The sequence below is a fragment of the Pseudomonas sp. LjRoot71 genome, assembly GCF_964253255.1.
Lineage (GTDB): Bacteria > Pseudomonadota > Gammaproteobacteria > Pseudomonadales > Pseudomonadaceae > Aquipseudomonas.
The window spans coordinates 155700-171695 of record NZ_CAXURA020000001.1; the positions used below are offsets into that span (position 1 = coordinate 155700).

A 15996-nucleotide genomic window follows, 5' to 3' on the forward strand; every position below is an offset into this window, starting at 1 on the left:
TACTCGCCCAATAAAAATGCCGCTCACCTATCAGGTGAGCGGCATTTCTTTTATCTGGAAGGCGCTTTAGCGGCGGGCTTTAGACCAATGTTTCGCGGCTAAAGCCCCTCCCACACTGCCGATGTTGTCGCCGGTTACTGCTGCAATTCCTGCTCGGTAAACATATCGCTGAACAGCATGCTCGACAGGTAACGCTCGCCCGAGTCTGGGAGGATCACCACGATGGTTTTACCCTGCATTCCGGGCTCGGCAGCCACACGCAACGCCGCCGCCATGGCTGCACCGCAGGAAATCCCGCAGAGAATCCCCTCTTCGCGCATCAGGCGCAGGGCCACGGCCTTGGCATCGTCATCGGTCACCAGCTCCACCCGGTCGACCATGCTCAGGTCGAGGTTGCCTGGAACAAAACCGGCGCCGATGCCCTGGATCTTGTGCGGGCTGGGTTTGACTTCATCACCCGCGATGGTCTGGGTGATCACCGGCGAGCTGATTGGCTCGACCGCTACCGAAAGGATCGGCTTGCCCTGAGTGTTCTTGATGTAGCGCGAAATACCGGTGATGGTACCGCCGGTGCCGACGCCTGCCACCAGTACGTCAATCGCGCCCTCGGTGTCGTTCCAGATTTCCGGGCCGGTGGTCTTTTCATGGATCGCCGGGTTGGCCGGGTTGTTGAACTGCTGCGGCATAAAGTAGGTGGCGCTGTCAGAGGCGGCGATTTCCGCAGCTTTCTCGATAGCGCCCTTCATGCCCTTGGCCGGCTCGGTCAGCACTAGTTCGGCGCCCAAAGCCTTGAGCACCTTGCGCCGCTCCAGGCTCATCGAAGCTGGCATGGTCAGCAGCAGCTTATAGCCACGCGCCGCCGCGACAAAGGCTAGGCCGATGCCGGTATTGCCCGAGGTCGGCTCGACAATGGTCATGCCGGGCTTGAGCACGCCACGATCCTCGGCATCCCAGATCATGCTCGCGCCGATACGGCACTTCACCGAGTAGGCCGGGTTGCGCCCCTCGATCTTGGCCAGGATGGTCACCCCAGCAGGCCCCAAGCGATTGATCCGGACCAGCGGAGTGTTGCCGATGGCTTGTGCGTTGTCTGCGAAGATGCGACTCATGACGATGTCCTTGTGCGTGGGTTTCCAACAGTCCCCCAGACTAAAACGCGCGCAGGCAACCGTCCAGCACAGGGCGTGACCCGCTATTCAGTGACTGAATGCCCCGTCTGCGTTCACAGTCACCGGGGCTGCGCGTTATAGTCTGTTTTTTCAAATACTGAACCCGCGGGTATGGCCCTGCGCGTTACCGTTCGAGGATTTACCGATGAAGTTCGAAGGCACCCAGTCCTACGTCGCCACCGACGACCTCAAACTTGCGGTCAACGCCGCCATCACTCTGCAGCGCCCGCTGCTGGTCAAGGGTGAGCCGGGCACCGGTAAAACCATGCTGGCCGAACAACTGGCCGAATCCTTTGGCGCACGTCTGATCACCTGGCACATCAAGTCCACCACCAAAGCCCACCAGGGCCTGTATGAATACGATGCGGTGAGCCGCCTGCGCGACTCGCAGCTGGATTCGGACAAAGTTCACGACGTGCGCAACTACATCAAGAAAGGCAAACTCTGGGAGGCCTTTGAGTCCGAAGAGCGCGTCATTCTGCTGATCGACGAAATAGACAAGGCCGACATCGAGTTCCCCAACGACCTGTTGCAGGAACTCGACAAGATGGAGTTCTACGTTTACGAGACCAACGAGACGATCAAGGCCAAGCAGCGCCCGATCATCATCATCACCTCGAACAACGAAAAAGAACTGCCGGACGCCTTCCTCCGTCGCTGTTTCTTCCACTACATCGCCTTCCCGGATCGCGCGACCCTGCAGAAGATCGTCGATGTGCACTACCCCAATATCAAGAAGGATCTGGTGGCAGAGGCCTTGGACGTATTCTTCGACGTGCGCAAGGTGCCGGGGCTGAAGAAAAAGCCATCCACCAGCGAACTGGTCGACTGGCTGAAATTGCTGATGGCCGACAATATCGGCGAAGCGGTGCTGCGCGAACGCGACCCCACCAAGGCCATCCCACCACTGGCCGGTGCCCTGGTGAAGAACGAGCAGGATGTGCAGTTGCTTGAGCGTCTGGCCTTTATGAGCCGCCGCGCCAGCCGCTGAACCGGCAGCCGGGAGGAAATCCATGCATAGCGGCAGTTGCCTTTGCGCAGTGGTGAAATACCGCATCGATGCCCCGATCGAGTCGGCGAACCACTGCCACTGCTCGATGTGCCGCAAGGCGCATGGGGCAGCATTCGCAACGTATGCCAACGTGCGTCGCAGGGATTTCCACTTCACTCAGGGCGAGGACTCACTGGGCATCTACCAGTCTTCGCCGGGGGTGACGCGAACCTTCTGCAAACACTGTGGCTCAAGCCTGCAGTGGTACAGCGACCAGCCCCACCCGAACTGGCTTTCAGTGGCGCTCGGCACGCTGGACACGCCAGTGGGTGAAATCGCCCAGAAGCATATTTTCCCCGAAGCCAAGGCCGACTGGTACGCCATCAACGATGGACTGCCATTGGAGCGGCGCTCCTAGCGCCACACTCAGATGAATTCACGAGGGCGCAGCCATGCTGCTCAACCTGTTTAACGAAATGCGCGCCGCCAAGGTGCCGGTGTCGGTGCGCGAGCTGCTCGATCTGGTCAACGCGTTGAAACACAACGTGGTGTTCGCCGACATGGACGAGTTCTACTTCCTCGCCCGCGCCATTCTGGTCAAGGACGAACGCCACTTCGACAAGTTCGACCGCGCCTTCGGGGCCTACTTCAAGGGCCTGGAAAACCTCAACCAGCATATCGAGGCGTTGATCCCCGATGAGTGGCTGCGCAAGGAATTCGAGCGCTCGCTGACTGACGAAGAACGCGCCCGCATCGAATCCCTCGGCGGCCTCGACAAGCTGATCGAGGAGTTCAAAAAGCGCCTCGAAGAGCAGAAGGAACGCCACGAAGGCGGCAACAAATGGATCGGCACCGGCGGCACCAGCCCATTCGGCTCAGGTGGTTTCAACCCGGAAGGCATCCGCGTCGGTGACGCCGGCAAACGCCAGGGCAAGGCCGTCAAGGTCTGGGACCAGCGCGAATACAAGAACCTCGACGATCAGGTCGAACTGGGCACGCGCAATATCAAGGTGGCCCTGCGCCGCCTGCGCAAATTCGCCCGCCAGGGTGCGCAGGACGAGCTGGACCTGGATGGCACCATCGACCACACCGCCAAAGACGGCGGCCTGCTGAATATCCAGATGCGCCCGGAGCGGCGCAACGCAGTGAAACTGCTGATCCTGTTCGATATCGGCGGTTCGATGGATGCCCACGTCAAGGTCTGTGAAGAGCTGTTCAGCGCCTGCAAGACCGAGTTCAAGCATATGGAGTACTTCTACTTCCATAACTGCGTGTACGAGTCGGTGTGGAAGAACAACCTGCGCCGCACCTCCGAGCGCTTCTCCACCCAGGACCTGCTGCACAAGTACGGCGCGGACTACAAGGTGGTGTTCGTCGGCGACGCAGCAATGGCCCCTTACGAAATCACCCAGGCCGGCGGCAGCGTCGAGCACTGGAACGAGGAGCCGGGCTATATCTGGATCAAGCGCTTTATGGAGAAGTACAAGAAGCTTATCTGGATCAACCCCTACCCCAAGGACACCTGGAACTACACCGCCTCGACCAACATCATGCGCGAGCTGGTCGAAGACCAGATGTACCCGTTGACCCTACAAGGGTTGGAAGAAGGCATGCGCTTTCTCTCCAAGTAACAGCAACAGGTTTCGTAGGGTGCGCCATGCGCACCTGGTTGCAGTTATCAGCGGCCTCGTGGTGCGCACAGCGCACCCTACCGGGGACTACTACCAGTCAGGCAGTCTACCAACTCCGCGGCAAACCCGGACAACAGCTCGCGCTTGCGCACACAGACTTTCAGATCACGCTGCGCCCAGGTTTCCTCCAGTTCAACCACGGCAAGCGGCATACGCAACGCACCGTCGCTTACCGCACTGCGCGGCACCATACCGATACCAACACCTGCACTGACCATGCGGCACACCGCTTCAAAGCTGCGCACCTGAATCCGCACCTCAAGGTGTCGCCCCAATGCGGCAGCAGCATTCATCGTGAAGGTGTGGATCGCCGAGCCTGAATGCAACATCACAAAGGGGTAATCCAATACCTGGGCAAACAGGCTGCTGTCGCATGTGGCAAGTGGATAATCGAGCGGTGCAATCAATACCAGCCTGTCTTCCCTGTACGGAATCAGTTCGACTTCAGCCCCCTCAATCGCTCCCGCCACCACGCCAACCTCCACCTCACCGCGCGCCACCGCCATCAGCACATGCGGGCTGGTGTGTTCTTCCAGGGAGATACTGACTTGCGGATGACGCTGCAAAAACGTCGACAGACTGTCGGGCAGAAAGGTATGGGTGGCGTGGGTGTTGGCCCACAGGCTGACATGCCCGCGCACGCCTTTGGCGTAAGGCGTCAGATCGGCATGCATCTGTTCGAGCTGGGCAAACACCTGTCGCGCATGGCGCAGCAAGGACTCGCCGGCACGGGTCAGGCTGACACCACGCGGCTCACGCAGCAGCAGCGGCGTGCCAATTGACGCTTCCAGCAAGCGCATACGGTGGCTGGCCGAAGACGCCGCCAGGTGCACGCGCTCAGCCCCACGGGTGAGGTTTTTCGCCTCGGCAATGGCGACAAACAGGCGCAGATCAATCAGGTCATACTGCATAGCGTTAGTTAAATCCGAACGATCTGTTATGAAAAAGCCAATTCCAAGCTGATTCTATACCCATCATCATTCGGCGCAGCACAACACTTAAGGAATCGCCCCAAGATGCCATGGAAAACCTGGTCAACTGAGCGCGTAGGTATCGCACTGGCGATCCTTGCTGCCTTTGGCTTCTCGTTCAAAGCCATCTTCGTCAAGTTGGCCTACGCCGCCGCGCCGGTAGATGCCGTCACCCTGCTCGCCCTGCGCATGAGCTTTGCCCTGCCCATCGCCCTCTGGGCCACGTTGTGGCTGTGCCGTAACGCACCACCGCTGACCCGCAAAGACTGGGGCATGCTGGTAGCCCTTGGGCTGCTCGGTTACTACGGCGCCAGCATTCTGGATTTTATTGGTCTGCAGTACATCTCGGCGGCGCTGGAGCGGTTGATCCTGTTTATCTACCCGACTATGACCGTGCTGATCGGCGTGTTGTTTCTAGGCAAGCGCCTGGAGAAACGTCAGATTGCCGCACTGCTGCTGACCTACGTCGGGATTGCCCTGGCCTTCGCCCATGACCTGCAGGTGGCAGAAGACCTCAAGGTGGTGCTGATCGGCGCGGCATTTGTTTTCGGCTCGGCGTTGTCCTACGCGCTTTACAGCGCGGGGGCCGAAGTGGCGATTCATCGGCTGGGCACCATACGCTTTGCGGCCCTGGCGATCATCGTTTCCACCTTTGCCACGCAGCTGCATTTTCTCGCCACCCAGCCGTTCAGCGCACTGCAACTGCCGATTGAGGTGTACGCCTACAGCGCGGCGATGGCGATTTTCTCCACGGTGTTGCCGATCTTCTGGCAATCGGCGGCGCTGCGTCTGATCGGCTCGGCGCGTACCGTGCTGATTGGTACGCTGGGGCCGATTCTGACGATTGTTTTCGCCTGGATGCTGCTGGCAGAACCGGTGTCGTTGGCTCAGTTGGCCGGGGCAGGTTTGGTGCTGGCGGGGGTCTTGCTGGTATCGCGGCGCAAGGCACTGGCTACTCAAGCAGAGTCTGTTGACCAAACTGACACCGCCCAGAGCCATAAGGCGTCACGTGCCAAAGCCGTTTCATCAAGCCACTAGACTGACGGCTGTAGCTGTCTGTGGGAGGGGCTTTAGCCGCGACGCATTCAGGCCTGCAAGAGCTGTCGCGGCTAAAGCCCCTCCCACAGAGCCCTCGCACAAGACCAAAAGGCTGATCGTAAAACCTAACGCCAGTGCCGCTGCTGAACCTTCTGGCTGCGGCCAGCCCCAAGCAGCATACCGACCAACAACACCAGACTTTCCAGCAGCCAGGCCAGCAGCAGTGCACAGGCAATGCCCCAGGCGATGGCTTCCGGGGCCAGCAGTACTTGGTAGCGGTAAGCAGCGAAGGTTTCCGCCATCAACTCATGATCAGCCGCAGTGGCCAGATGCCAGACCTGAGCGTACCAGGGGCCTTGCATGGCCTTGCTTTCACGCTCCAGAAAGGCCGAACGCTCGACCAGCGTGCCCAGGCTCTGAGCATCGCTGCGCATCACAGGATCTGCACTGGCCTGGTAATGGCCGACCAGGGCCACCAGATCGCCTTTGAAAAAGCGCTTCGCCGTTTCGCGGAAGCCTTTGAGGCCCAGCTCCGATTCGATGCGATGGGCTTCGACGCGCTTGCTGTAGTCGTCGATAAACCCCGGCACCTGTACCCCAACCAGCAAACCCAGGGCAAACAAGGCTAATCGCAGATAACTTCTCAACATCTTCCCTCCCCCCATTCAGTCCGTCAGGCCCTGCGCTATGCATTCGCCGCCACGCCACAAGCGCCACTCGCCGGGCTGATACAGCGTCCAGCTCTCGTTATCGGTCAAGGGTTCAGTGGCCAGCACGGTGACCACATCATTGGGTGTGGTTTCTGCCTGGAAATCCACCTGCATATCGGCATCTTTCAGGTGCGCCGGGCCAAACGGCGCGCGCCGGGTGATATGCGCGAGCTTGCTGGAGCAGAAGCTGAACAGCCAGTCGCCATCGCTGAGCAGGCAATTGAACACGCCGTGCTGGCGATAGCCGACGCAGGCACTGACCAGGGTCGGCAGCAGTTCCTCCACCGCTACCGGCTCAGGGAAGGCCTGGCGCAGGCGATTGAGCAGATCACAGAACGCCGCCTCACTGTCGGTATCGCCAATCGGTCGGTAGTTATCCAGATGCGGGCTGAACGCGGCCAACTGGCCGTTGTGCGCAAAGCACCAGTTGCGCCCCCACATCTCGCGGACAAACGGATGGGTGTTGGCCAGGCAGACCCGGCCGACATTGGCCTGGCGAATATGGCCAATTACCACTTCGCTCTTGATCGGGTAGCGCTGCACCAGCTGCGCCACCTCTGATTCACTACTGGCGCGCGGGTCCTGAAAAAGACGCAGGCCGCGCCCTTCATAAAAACCGATGCCCCAGCCATCGCGGTGCGGGCCAGTACGTCCGCCGCGCTGCATCAGCCCGGTAAAGCTGAAGACGATATCGGTCGGCACATTGGCGCTCATGCCCAGCAATTCACACATTGGCTAAAGCCTCGCGCAGTTGCTGCGCCTCAAGCGCCAATCGCGCCTCGATACGTTTGCGCGCCAACGGCAGAAAACGCGTCAGGGCGCGCCAGAGCAGCTGCATGACATCGCCGCTGCGCCGTGGAATCAGGTGCAGATGCAAGTGCGGTACATGCTGGTTGGAGGTCGGCCCGTCATTGATCAGAAAATTGATGCCCTGCTCGCCATAGCCAGCCGCACGCAGGGCGGCGGCAATCCGCTGCGCCAATGGCAGCAGCGCATCTGCGGCGGCAATGGAAAGGTCCTTGAGAAACGGCGCGTGCTCGCGGCTGACGATCAGCACATGAGCCGGGCGCAAGGGGAAGATATCCAGCAGGACGATAAAGTGTTCATCCTCATAGATACGCTCGGCAGGCAGTTGCTCGGCGGCAATTGCACAGAACACACACTCCATAACCCCTCCTTAGTCAAAGGGGCATGCTGAACGGCTGTGCCGTCCGGTGCAAGTGCGCAGCGCAGATTACAGACGCGGCTCAACCCGCAAACGGCGATCGCCACGACCATCAACGCGGGTGTCACCAAAGTCCTGCTCGTCGCGCGTCATCATCTCGCGCAGCGTCGGTTCGTCGTCGGCAATCGGGGCCGGACCTTTGCGAGCTTGCCACCAGCGCTCCAGCGGCCAGCGGATGGCGACAAATAACAGGTACAAGCCAAATACAATCAGGCCATACATGCTCAAATCCGCGACTGCGCGCCAGGCGTTGTTACCGACGCCAAGCAGCAGATCCATCGCGGTAATGGCAATAGAGGGGGCGAACTGCTCCTTGCCAGGGTCGACAATGGTCGGGCTGAACAGCAACACCAACACCAGTACTCGCAGCGGCTCACGCAAATAACGCCACATCCAGCCGGTCAGACGCAGCCATACCAGCAGGCAGCCGAACGCCGCCACCAGATAGGCACCCCAGGCAAGCAGGTAGTCGTGTTCACTCATAAAACGCAAATTCTCTGACAGTGAAGAGCAGCCGGCGCGCACGCACATCAGCACACAGATTTCAGCGCCCGACAGGCGAAGTGGCGCTTATGATAACGGCTTTTGTCCGCAGCGGCGTCCCCGCTGTCGGCGCACGTCAATGGAGCCACCTCATGCCCCACGCCCCCATCGCCCGCGTCGAGAACGCTGCCGACCCCTATCGCTGGCTGGAAAACCGCGACAGCGCTGAGGTGCTTGACTACCTCAAAGCGGAAAATACCTACCTGGAACAACAACTCAGCGAGCAACTGACGCTGCGCGAAAGCCTGTTTCAGGAGATCAAGGCGCGCATCCGTGAAACCGACCTCAGCCTGCCCTCGCCCTGGGGCCCTTACCTGTATTACCAACGCACCACCGCTGGCGATGAATACCCGCGGCATTACCGCTGCCGCAAACCCGTCGATGGTTCACTGACGGTCGATGAGGCCAGCGAACAGCTGCTACTCGACCCCAACGCCCTGGCCGAGGGCGGCTTTATCTCGCTGGGCGCCTTCAGCATCAGCCCGGATCACCAGCGCCTGGCCTACAGCCTGGACATCAGCGGCGAAGAAACCTACCAGCTGTTCGTCAAGGAACTGGCCGACGGCAGCCTGATTGAGCTGCCCTTCGAGGACTGCGACGGCAGTATGACCTGGGCCAATGACAGCCAGACCCTGTTCTTCGGCGAACTGGACGACACCCACCGCCCGCACAAACTCTATCGCCACCGCCTCGGTACCGATGCAGCCGAACAGGTGTTCCATGAGCCGGATGGTCGTTTCTTTCTCAGTTGCTACCGCAGCAGCTCCGAGCGCCACCTGATCCTGCAACTGGGCAGCAAGACCACCAGCGAAGCCTGGATACTGGATGCGGCAACCCCGGAGGGCCACTTCAGCTGCGTCGCGCAACGTGAAGAAGGCCATGAATACGACGTCGACCACGGTATGCTGGATGAGCAATGGCGTTGGCTGATCCGCAGCAACCAGCACGGCATCAACTTCGCCCTGCTGTACGCCAGTGAAGCCGCCCCGCAACGAACCCATTGGCAATTGCTGCGCGAGCATGACCCACAGGTGATGCTGGAAGGCGTCACCCTCAATCAGCAGGCCCTGATACTCAGCCTGCGCGAGAACGGCTTGCCGATCATCGATGTGCAACCGCAGGGGCAAGCTGCCTACCGCGTACAGTTACCGGACGCTGCCTACAGCCTGTATGTGCAGGACAGCCTGGAATTCGACAGCCCAGTCATTCGCCTGCGTTATGAAGCGCTCAATCGCCCGGCGCAGGTGCGCCAACTGGAACTGGCCACTGGCGAGCAGGTCGTCCTCAAGCAAACCCCGGTACTCGGCAGCTTCGATGCCGACAGTTATGTCAGCCAGCGCCTGTGGGCCACTGCCGCCGACGGTACCCAGGTGCCGATCACCCTGGTGGCCAAACGCGACGTGCTCGGCAGCCCTGCGCCGCTCTACCTGTATGGCTACGGCGCTTATGGCGAAAGCCTCGACCCCTGGTTCTCCCATGCGCGCCTGTCGTTGCTTGAGCGCGGCTTTATCTTTGCCATCGCCCATGTGCGCGGTGGCGGCGAGCTGGGCGAAGCCTGGTACCGCGGCGGCAAGCTGGAACACAAGCAGAACTCGTTCAGCGACTTTATCGCCTGCGCCGAACACCTGATCAGCAACGCTTATACCAGCGCTCAGCAATTGGTGATCAGCGGCGGCAGCGCCGGCGGCCTGCTGATGGGCGCGGTGCTCAATCAGCGCCCCGAACTGTTTGCCGCGGCCATCGCCGAAGTGCCGTTTGTCGATGTGCTCAACACCATGCAGAACCCTGACCTGCCCCTGACCGTCACCGAGTACGACGAATGGGGCGATCCACAGGATCCCGCGGTGTTTGCGCGGATCAAGGGCTATGCCCCCTATGAGAATGTAAAAGCTCAGGCCTATCCGGCGATTCTCGCAGTGGCCGGTTACAACGACAGCCGCGTGCAGTACTGGGAAGCGGCAAAATGGGTAGCCAAGCTGCGCGCGCAAAAAACCGACAACAACCTGCTGCTGCTGAAAACCGAACTGGATGCTGGCCACGGCGGCATGAGCGGCCGCTACCAGGCGCTCAAGGATGTTGCCCTGGAATACGCCTTTATCCTCAAGGTACTGGGCCGGGTTTAAGTCGCTGATAGCGCGCAGCCCCATCCTATTCGGGTGGGCGGCGCGCTAATGGGTCAGTGTGGGCCCTAGACAGCGGATGTTTAGGAGCAATTACCTAATCGACCTGACGCATGAGGTTGCAACCGGAAGCCCAAAACGGCGCGCTGCCCCCCCCTATTTGGCTACCTGCCACAATAAAAGGCCTGCCATGAAAACTGGCTGATCAGCATTCATTTATTGCGGCTTTTCGGCTGCAAGCGGGTAGCTCTTCGATGAACGCTTTGCACGCTATTCCCGCACGTTTGCAGGGCGTCATGCAGCGTTTCAGTTTCTAGATTCATGCCACACCAGCGCCACTCGGCGGCAGGCACCGGGCGGCGCTGGCAAGCGTGATGGCCGACGGCTAAGGTCAAAGTATGCGACAAATGTCGCGCCATCCCAGGCTGCCGTCCATGCCCGCCCAGTCACAACTGATTGATGAAATACGCGACATGCTGCTCGACTGCGGCCTGTTCGACAGCCTCAGCCCGAATGAACTGCTCAGCGCCGCCGGCTATTTCAATATCAGCAAGTGCGCCCCCGAAGCGAGCATCTGCCGCGAGGGCGACCCGGGCACCTTTATGTGCATCATCCACGCTGGGGCAGTCTCGGTACGCAAGATCAACTCCAGCGGTGAAACCATCGAACTGGCCAAACTGCGCAAAGGCCGCGCCTTCGGTGAAATGGCCGTGCTCGATGGCGAACGGCGCTCGGCCAGTTGCATTGCCGTCAGTGACTGCAGCCTGCTGATGCTGGCCAAGGACTCCCTGGACAAGATGCTCGGTGAATCCCCGAAAACTGCTGCCAAGGTGATTCGCGCGATTGCCATCGCCATGTCGCGACGTTTGCGCATGGCCGACGGTCAACTGGTGGAACAACAGCTGTAACGACTGCCGCTTACTCCGCCGATTTCAGCACCGGCTGCGCATTACGCTCACGCTGCTCCTGTAGCAACCGCAGATCCTCGTCACGACGCGGCTCACGGGCCTCGGGCTTTGGCAACGGGTTGAGCAGCGGCGGGTTCTGGCTACTTGAGTTAGGCAAGTGCTGCGCCGGCACGGGTGCGTAAGGTTGTGGTGTGGCGGTGCCAGGGGCTCCTGTCGCGGGGGCCGTGGCCGGCATTTTCGGGGGTTGCTGAGCCAGTATTGACGTGCTGGCCAGGGTGGTCAAAGCGAACAACAGGGCAGTCAAGCGCATGCTGGGATCTCCTGTGAGGTTACTGCGTTGGGCCACAGGCTTGCCGTTAAGTGCCACATCGGCGGTTCTCACTGACGACCGGCACGGCTAGACTGCAACCAAGGCCCACCGCACGAGACATCAGATGAGCAGCGATAAATCCCCATCCGCCACTGGCAAGCTTGACCGCATTCTCGCCGAAGCCCAGCGCACGCGCGAAGAAGGCTACCGCGACAAGGCGCTGAAAATGTACCCGCATGTCTGCGGGCGCTGTGCCCGCGAGTTTTCCGGCAAACGCCTGAGTGAACTGACCGTGCACCACCGCGACCACAACCACGACAACAACCCGCAGGACGGCTCCAACTGGGAGTTGCTGTGCCTGTATTGTCACGATAACGAACACGCGCGCTACACCGACCAGCAGTACTTCAGCGAAGGCTCGCTGAGCACGCCAAAGACCGCCCAGGCGACCCACAACCCCTTCGCCGACCTCGCTGCCCTGCTGAAAAAGAACTAGCAAGCGTCAGCCCGACGCAGCCAACCGGTGCACGGCGTTATACTCGCCGGCCTGTTCTGCCCTGCCGCCCTTGGCGACCTGTTGCGGTCGTTCTGCTGCGGCGCTCTATCTACCGAATCTTTGCGAGTACAGCGTGGCCAACAAGAGATACGCCTGCATCGGCCTGTTCAACCCGAAATCCCCGGAAAACGTCGGTGCCGTGATGCGCGCAGCGGGCTGCTATGGCGTCAGCTCGGTGTTCTACACCGGCAAACGCTACGAGCGTGCCCGTGATTTTGTCACCGACACCAAGCGCATCTACATGGATATCCCGCTGATTGGCGTAGCGGATCTGCAACAGATCATCCCCCTGGGCTGCACGCCAGTGGCCGTGGAGCTGGTCGAAGGGGCCCGGCCGTTGCCTGAGTACACCCACCCCGACCGCGCCATCTACATCTTCGGCCCCGAAGACGGTTCACTGAGCAAGGAAGTGCGCGACTGGTGCGAGGATGTGATCTACATCCCCACCGAAGGCTGCATGAACCTTGCTGCGACGGTTAACGTCGTGCTCTACGATCGTCTGGCCAAGGGTAACAACACAAAGTCTGGCCCCAAATTCAAATAACCCACATAGCCTAGAGCCCCGACTTGAGCCGGCTGAATGCGCGCGTCAGGGCGCGGTTGAATACCGGGTTGTTGTCGTTCTTGGTATAGAGCTTGGCGCGTATCGCGGCAGGTGGGTAGGTGCCTGGATCAGCGAGAATCGTCGGATCGACCGCGGCATTGGCTGCCGGCACCGCGTTGGCGTAGTAGATGGTGTTGGTGATAGCGCCGATGACCTCGGGGGTCATCAGGTGGTCCATCAGCGCCAGGCCTACCTCGGGGTGTGGCGCGTCCTTGGGGATCACCATTGCATCGAACCAGATCAGCGTGCCTTCACGCGGGATGCTGTAGCGCAGGCTGTAGGGCTTGCCTGCCTGCTCAGCCTGGCCGGCAGCAATCGAGACGTTGCCATTCCACGACATCGCCAGGCAGGTATCACCGTTGGCCAGGTCGCTGATATTGCGGTCGTTGTCGAAGTAGCGGATCGACGGCCGCACCTTGGCCAGATGCGCCTCGGCCAGTTTCAGATCGTCCAGGCTCTGTTGGTTGATATCCAGTCCCAGATAGCGAAACGCGGCGGCAAACACTTCATTGGGGTCATTAAGAAAGCTCACCCCGCAGTCGGCAAACTTCGCCACGACGGCTGGGTCCATCAGCATCGCCCAGCTGTCGGTCGGCGCATCGGCCATGCGCTTGGCAATGGCCTGCTGCTGATAGCCAAAGCCGGTGGTACCCCACACATACAACCCGGCATAGCGGTTACCCGGATCGAAGGCCGCCATGTGCCCGGTGAACTCCGGATCAAGCCCGGCGAAGTGCGGCAGCGCAGCCTTGTCCAGCGGCTGTACGGCGCCACTCTTGATGGCCCGCTGCAGGTGCTGCCCGGCCGTGAGTACCAGGTCATAACCGCTGCGCCCGGTGAGCAGCTTGGTTTCCACGGTTTCCAGGGAATCGAAATGATCGACCACCACCTTGATCCCGGTCTTCTGCTCGAACTGACTGAGGGTATCCGGGGCCAGGTACTCGCCCCAGATAAACAGATTGACCTGCTTCGGCGCCTCGGCCGCCAGCGTCTGAACGCTCGCGGCCAGGCCTAACGCCAACAGACTGGCATGCAATTTCATCGAAACCTCCTAGGCGCGCTTGGGCGCGGCGTACTGCGGCATGGTGATACAGGCGACGTTGCCGCCACCGAGGAGGATTTCCCGCGAATTCTCGATGCCGATGATGCGGTGCTGGGGGAACAACTCGGCCAGAGTGGCCTGGGCCACGCGGTCGCAGGGATCGTTGAACAGCGGCACGACAATCGCCGAGTTGCCGGCGTAGTAGTTGATGTAGGACGCGCAGATCTGCGTGCCAGCCTGGCGGGTGTGGGTGGCGTCGTCTTGGTCCAGGCCCTCGGCTTCTTCTGCCGTCCACTCCAGCACGCGCGGCTGCGGCAGCTTGTGTACCTCAAGCTCGCGACCCTGAGCATCGCGGGTGCTGCGCAGGATGTCGTAGGCCTCCTGGTAGATTTCCCACTGCGGGTCGTTGCGATCATCGGTCCACTGCTGCACCACCACGCCCGGGCGGACGAAGCAGGCCAGGTCATCGATATGGCCATCGGTTTCATCGAACTTGCAGCCACGCGGCAGCCAGATCACCTGCTCGGCACCGAGGTAGTCGTGCAGCCGGCGGGTCATCTCATCCTTGCCCAGGTGAGCATTGCGGTTGCGGTTGAGCAGGCACTGCTCGGTGGTCAGCAGGGTGCGCTGGCCGTCGCTCTGGATGCCGCCCATCTCGGCGATGAAGGGGGTGCGGTAGCGGTCGAAGCCTTCGATCTCGAGGATCTTCTGGGCGATCTGGTCATCCTTGTCCCAGGGATAGTAGAGGCCGCCGTCCAGACCGCCGTAGGCGTTGAACTCGAAGTCCACGCCGCGCACCTCGCCGGTCGCGTCGTTGAGCAGAAAGGCCGGGCCGCTGTCGCGGAACCAGGTGTCATTGCAGGTCATTTCCACCACCCGCACATGGGCCGGCAGCTGGCGGCGGGCGTTGGCGTACTGGGCGGCCGAGGCGCAGACGGTGACCGGCTCGCTGCTGGCGATGGCGGTGACGATCTCGACCCAGACCTTCTGCGCCGGCTTGGCGCCGTTGCGCCACACGTCGGTGCGCTCCGGCCAGCCGAGCCAGCAGCGGGTCTTGGGTTCGAATTCGCCGGGCAGGCGGAAGCCGTCAGTTTTGGGCAGAGAGGTCAGGGAACGGGCCATTGCTAGGTACTCGTCGGTGGCTGTTGGATAGCCCGACAGTACCCGCGGCAGCGCGCCGGCGACCAATGACCATTATCGCGGAATCCTTGAATTCAATTCACAGGTCAGCCAACTGATCAGTGAACCATTCAACGAACTGCGCCACCGCCGGCTTGTCCAGGCGCAACCGTTCGCAGACCAGCGCGTACTGCCCGAGCGAGGCCACGCTGGCGGCAAACGGGCGCACCAGGCGGCCGCTGGCCAGGTCTTCGGCGCTGGTCAGGTTGTCGCCGATGGCCACACCCTGCCCGCGTGCAGCCGCTTCCATGGTCAAGCCGGCATGGCCGAGGTACAGGTGGCGCTGCGGCTGGATATCGCCGGCATGGGTGGCCAGCCAGGCGGTCCAGGTCTTGCCGTCCTGGTCATCGTGCAGCAGGCAGTGGCGGGCCAAGTCGCGCGGGTGCTTGAGCGGCAGCTGGTTGAACAGGCCGGGGCTGCACACCGGGAAGAACAGCAGGGTCGGTAATGGCCGCACGAAGTAGGCGCTGCCATCGGCCGGACCGGTGCCGTAGGTGATCGCCAAGTCGACTTCCTCGCCGGGCTGGGTCGCCTCCAGCGGCTGCTCATAAAGGTGCAGGGTGATCTGCGGATAGCGTTCGCTGAAATCGGCCAGGCGACCGATCAGCCATTTCTGCGCCAGTTCGGCGGTTACTGCGATGCGCAACTGCGCCTGGGAGCCGGGGTCGCGCAGTTCATCACAGGCATCCAGAATCAGCTCGAAGGCCTGCTGCACACTGCGCAACAGACGCTGAGCCTGCGGTGTGGGGCGCACCTGGCGGCCGTCACGCTGGAACAGCGGCGTACCGAGCTGCTCTTCTAGCTGGCGGATCTGATGGCTGACCGCGCTGTCGGTGACGCACAGCTCGGCCGCGGCCCGGCCAAAGTGGGCATGCCGGGCGGCACACTCGAAGGTGCGCAAGGCAGTGAGAGACGGTAGACGGCGCATGCGGCGCTCCT

At 61.3% G+C, this 15996-nt stretch carries 18 protein-coding genes; 8 read left to right on the forward strand and 10 right to left on the reverse strand.

What is annotated here, in order from left to right; translation table 11 throughout:
• Nucleotides 1-134: 134 nt before the first annotated feature.
• Nucleotides 135-1109 (reverse strand): cysteine synthase A, encoded by a 975-nt coding sequence (gene cysK / locus ACSQ17_RS00690; RefSeq protein ID WP_436067164.1) that lies wholly within the window; start codon nt 1107-1109, stop codon nt 135-137.
• A 205-nt stretch (nt 1110-1314) separates the two neighbouring features.
• Here cysK and ACSQ17_RS00695 point away from each other — a divergent pair, with 205 nt between their 5' ends.
• The 3 genes from ACSQ17_RS00695 to ACSQ17_RS00705 are packed head-to-tail and all read left to right on the forward strand — an operon-like array spanning nt 1315 to nt 3791.
• Entirely contained in the window at nt 1315-2160 is an 846-nt protein-coding gene (locus ACSQ17_RS00695) for an AAA family ATPase (protein WP_267808060.1), read from the forward strand.
• Nucleotides 2161-2182: 22 nt separating this feature from the next.
• A complete protein-coding gene (locus ACSQ17_RS00700) occupies nt 2183-2578 on the forward strand; it encodes a GFA family protein (RefSeq protein ID WP_436067165.1) in 396 nt (131 codons plus the stop codon).
• Nucleotides 2579-2612: 34 nt separating this feature from the next.
• Nucleotides 2613-3791 (forward strand): vWA domain-containing protein, encoded by a 1179-nt coding sequence (locus tag ACSQ17_RS00705; RefSeq protein ID WP_436067166.1) that lies wholly within the window; start codon nt 2613-2615, stop codon nt 3789-3791.
• A 77-nt stretch (nt 3792-3868) separates the two neighbouring features.
• Here ACSQ17_RS00705 and ACSQ17_RS00710 read toward each other — a convergent pair whose 3' ends face one another.
• Nucleotides 3869-4762: a LysR family transcriptional regulator gene (locus ACSQ17_RS00710; protein WP_436067167.1), complete on the reverse strand. Its 894-nt coding sequence runs from the start codon at nt 4760-4762 to the stop codon at nt 3869-3871.
• Between the two features lie 105 nt (nt 4763-4867).
• Here ACSQ17_RS00710 and ACSQ17_RS00715 point away from each other — a divergent pair, with 105 nt between their 5' ends.
• The gene (locus ACSQ17_RS00715; protein ID WP_436067168.1) at nt 4868-5860 is read left to right on the forward strand and encodes a DMT family transporter; all 993 of its coding nucleotides are present in this window, start codon (nt 4868-4870) and stop codon (nt 5858-5860) included.
• 125 nt (nt 5861-5985) lie between these two features.
• Here the strand turns inward: ACSQ17_RS00715 and ACSQ17_RS00720 are convergent, their stop codons facing one another.
• The 4 genes from ACSQ17_RS00720 to ACSQ17_RS00735 form a co-directional block, all read right to left on the reverse strand.
• Nucleotides 5986-6510, reverse strand: a complete 525-nt coding sequence (locus ACSQ17_RS00720; RefSeq protein ID WP_436067169.1) for a DUF2937 family protein — start codon at nt 6508-6510, stop codon at nt 5986-5988.
• Nucleotides 6511-6525: 15 nt separating this feature from the next.
• The gene (locus ACSQ17_RS00725) at nt 6526-7302 is read right to left on the reverse strand and encodes a class II glutamine amidotransferase (protein WP_436067170.1); all 777 of its coding nucleotides are present in this window, start codon (nt 7300-7302) and stop codon (nt 6526-6528) included.
• Nucleotides 7295-7738 (reverse strand): HIT family protein, encoded by a 444-nt coding sequence (locus ACSQ17_RS00730; protein WP_436067171.1) that lies wholly within the window; start codon nt 7736-7738, stop codon nt 7295-7297. The genes ACSQ17_RS00725 and ACSQ17_RS00730 overlap by 8 nt, the downstream gene beginning before the upstream one ends.
• Before the next feature lie 66 nt (nt 7739-7804).
• Complete coding sequence (locus tag ACSQ17_RS00735; protein WP_436067172.1) at nt 7805-8278, reverse strand: MFS transporter; 474 nt, start codon at nt 8276-8278, stop codon at nt 7805-7807.
• 152 nt (nt 8279-8430) lie between these two features.
• Here ACSQ17_RS00735 and ACSQ17_RS00740 point away from each other — a divergent pair, with 152 nt between their 5' ends.
• Both ACSQ17_RS00740 and ACSQ17_RS00745 read left to right on the forward strand, forming a co-directional pair.
• Nucleotides 8431-10461 carry a S9 family peptidase gene (locus tag ACSQ17_RS00740; protein WP_436067173.1) on the forward strand — a complete coding sequence of 677 codons (2031 nt, stop codon included), beginning with the start codon at nt 8431-8433 and terminating at the stop codon, nt 10459-10461.
• 431 nt (nt 10462-10892) lie between these two features.
• Entirely contained in the window at nt 10893-11366 is a 474-nt protein-coding gene (locus tag ACSQ17_RS00745; protein ID WP_436067174.1) for a Crp/Fnr family transcriptional regulator, read from the forward strand.
• A 10-nt stretch (nt 11367-11376) separates the two neighbouring features.
• Here the strand turns inward: ACSQ17_RS00745 and ACSQ17_RS00750 are convergent, their stop codons facing one another.
• On the reverse strand, nt 11377-11676 hold the full coding sequence (locus tag ACSQ17_RS00750) for a hypothetical protein (RefSeq protein ID WP_436067175.1): 300 nt from the start codon (nt 11674-11676) through the stop codon (nt 11377-11379).
• Between the two features lie 124 nt (nt 11677-11800).
• Here ACSQ17_RS00750 and ACSQ17_RS00755 point away from each other — a divergent pair, with 124 nt between their 5' ends.
• Together ACSQ17_RS00755 and ACSQ17_RS00760 are read left to right on the forward strand one after the other, a co-directional pair.
• Nucleotides 11801-12172: a YajD family HNH nuclease gene (locus ACSQ17_RS00755; RefSeq protein ID WP_233684763.1), complete on the forward strand. Its 372-nt coding sequence runs from the start codon at nt 11801-11803 to the stop codon at nt 12170-12172.
• Nucleotides 12173-12305: 133 nt separating this feature from the next.
• Nucleotides 12306-12776, forward strand: coding sequence for an RNA methyltransferase (locus ACSQ17_RS00760; protein WP_233684762.1), 471 nt, complete (start codon nt 12306-12308; stop codon nt 12774-12776).
• A gap of 10 nt (nt 12777-12786) precedes the next feature.
• Here the strand turns inward: ACSQ17_RS00760 and ACSQ17_RS00765 are convergent, their stop codons facing one another.
• The 3 genes from ACSQ17_RS00765 to ACSQ17_RS00775 all read right to left on the reverse strand — a co-directional run bounded on the left by ACSQ17_RS00765 (nt 12787) and on the right by ACSQ17_RS00775 (nt 15985).
• Nucleotides 12787-13878: an extracellular solute-binding protein gene (locus ACSQ17_RS00765; RefSeq protein WP_436067176.1), complete on the reverse strand. Its 1092-nt coding sequence runs from the start codon at nt 13876-13878 to the stop codon at nt 12787-12789.
• A 9-nt stretch (nt 13879-13887) separates the two neighbouring features.
• Nucleotides 13888-15000, reverse strand: coding sequence for an agmatine deiminase (gene aguA, locus ACSQ17_RS00770; protein ID WP_436067177.1), 1113 nt, complete (start codon nt 14998-15000; stop codon nt 13888-13890).
• Between the two features lie 97 nt (nt 15001-15097).
• Nucleotides 15098-15985: a LysR substrate-binding domain-containing protein gene (locus ACSQ17_RS00775; protein ID WP_436067178.1), complete on the reverse strand. Its 888-nt coding sequence runs from the start codon at nt 15983-15985 to the stop codon at nt 15098-15100.
• Nucleotides 15986-15996 lie beyond the last annotated feature (11 nt).

Excerpts from the sequence above, each read along its gene's own strand:
- ACSQ17_RS00735 (WP_436067172.1), bottom strand. The coding sequence starts at position 8,278 with ATGAGTGAACACGACTACCTGCTTGCCTGGGGTGCCTATCTGGTGGCG.
- ACSQ17_RS00720 (WP_436067169.1), bottom strand. The coding sequence starts at position 6,510 with ATGTTGAGAAGTTATCTGCGATTAGCCTTGTTTGCCCTGGGTTTGCTG.
- ACSQ17_RS00765 (WP_436067176.1), bottom strand. The coding sequence starts at position 13,878 with ATGAAATTGCATGCCAGTCTGTTGGCGTTAGGCCTGGCCGCGAGCGTT.
- ACSQ17_RS00740 (WP_436067173.1), top strand. The coding sequence starts at position 8,431 with ATGCCCCACGCCCCCATCGCCCGCGTCGAGAACGCTGCCGACCCCTAT.
- aguA (WP_436067177.1), bottom strand. The coding sequence starts at position 15,000 with ATGGCCCGTTCCCTGACCTCTCTGCCCAAAACTGACGGCTTCCGCCTG.
- ACSQ17_RS00745 (WP_436067174.1), top strand. The coding sequence starts at position 10,893 with ATGCCCGCCCAGTCACAACTGATTGATGAAATACGCGACATGCTGCTC.
- ACSQ17_RS00750 (WP_436067175.1), bottom strand. The coding sequence starts at position 11,676 with ATGCGCTTGACTGCCCTGTTGTTCGCTTTGACCACCCTGGCCAGCACG.
- ACSQ17_RS00715 (WP_436067168.1), top strand. The coding sequence starts at position 4,868 with ATGCCATGGAAAACCTGGTCAACTGAGCGCGTAGGTATCGCACTGGCG.
- ACSQ17_RS00710 (WP_436067167.1), bottom strand. The coding sequence starts at position 4,762 with ATGCAGTATGACCTGATTGATCTGCGCCTGTTTGTCGCCATTGCCGAG.
- ACSQ17_RS00705 (WP_436067166.1), top strand. The coding sequence starts at position 2,613 with ATGCTGCTCAACCTGTTTAACGAAATGCGCGCCGCCAAGGTGCCGGTG.
- ACSQ17_RS00695 (WP_267808060.1), top strand. The coding sequence starts at position 1,315 with ATGAAGTTCGAAGGCACCCAGTCCTACGTCGCCACCGACGACCTCAAA.
- ACSQ17_RS00775 (WP_436067178.1), bottom strand. The coding sequence starts at position 15,985 with ATGCGCCGTCTACCGTCTCTCACTGCCTTGCGCACCTTCGAGTGTGCC.
- ACSQ17_RS00755 (WP_233684763.1), top strand. The coding sequence starts at position 11,801 with ATGAGCAGCGATAAATCCCCATCCGCCACTGGCAAGCTTGACCGCATT.
- ACSQ17_RS00725 (WP_436067170.1), bottom strand. The coding sequence starts at position 7,302 with ATGTGTGAATTGCTGGGCATGAGCGCCAATGTGCCGACCGATATCGTC.
- ACSQ17_RS00730 (WP_436067171.1), bottom strand. The coding sequence starts at position 7,738 with ATGGAGTGTGTGTTCTGTGCAATTGCCGCCGAGCAACTGCCTGCCGAG.
- ACSQ17_RS00700 (WP_436067165.1), top strand. The coding sequence starts at position 2,183 with ATGCATAGCGGCAGTTGCCTTTGCGCAGTGGTGAAATACCGCATCGAT.
- cysK (WP_436067164.1), bottom strand. The coding sequence starts at position 1,109 with ATGAGTCGCATCTTCGCAGACAACGCACAAGCCATCGGCAACACTCCG.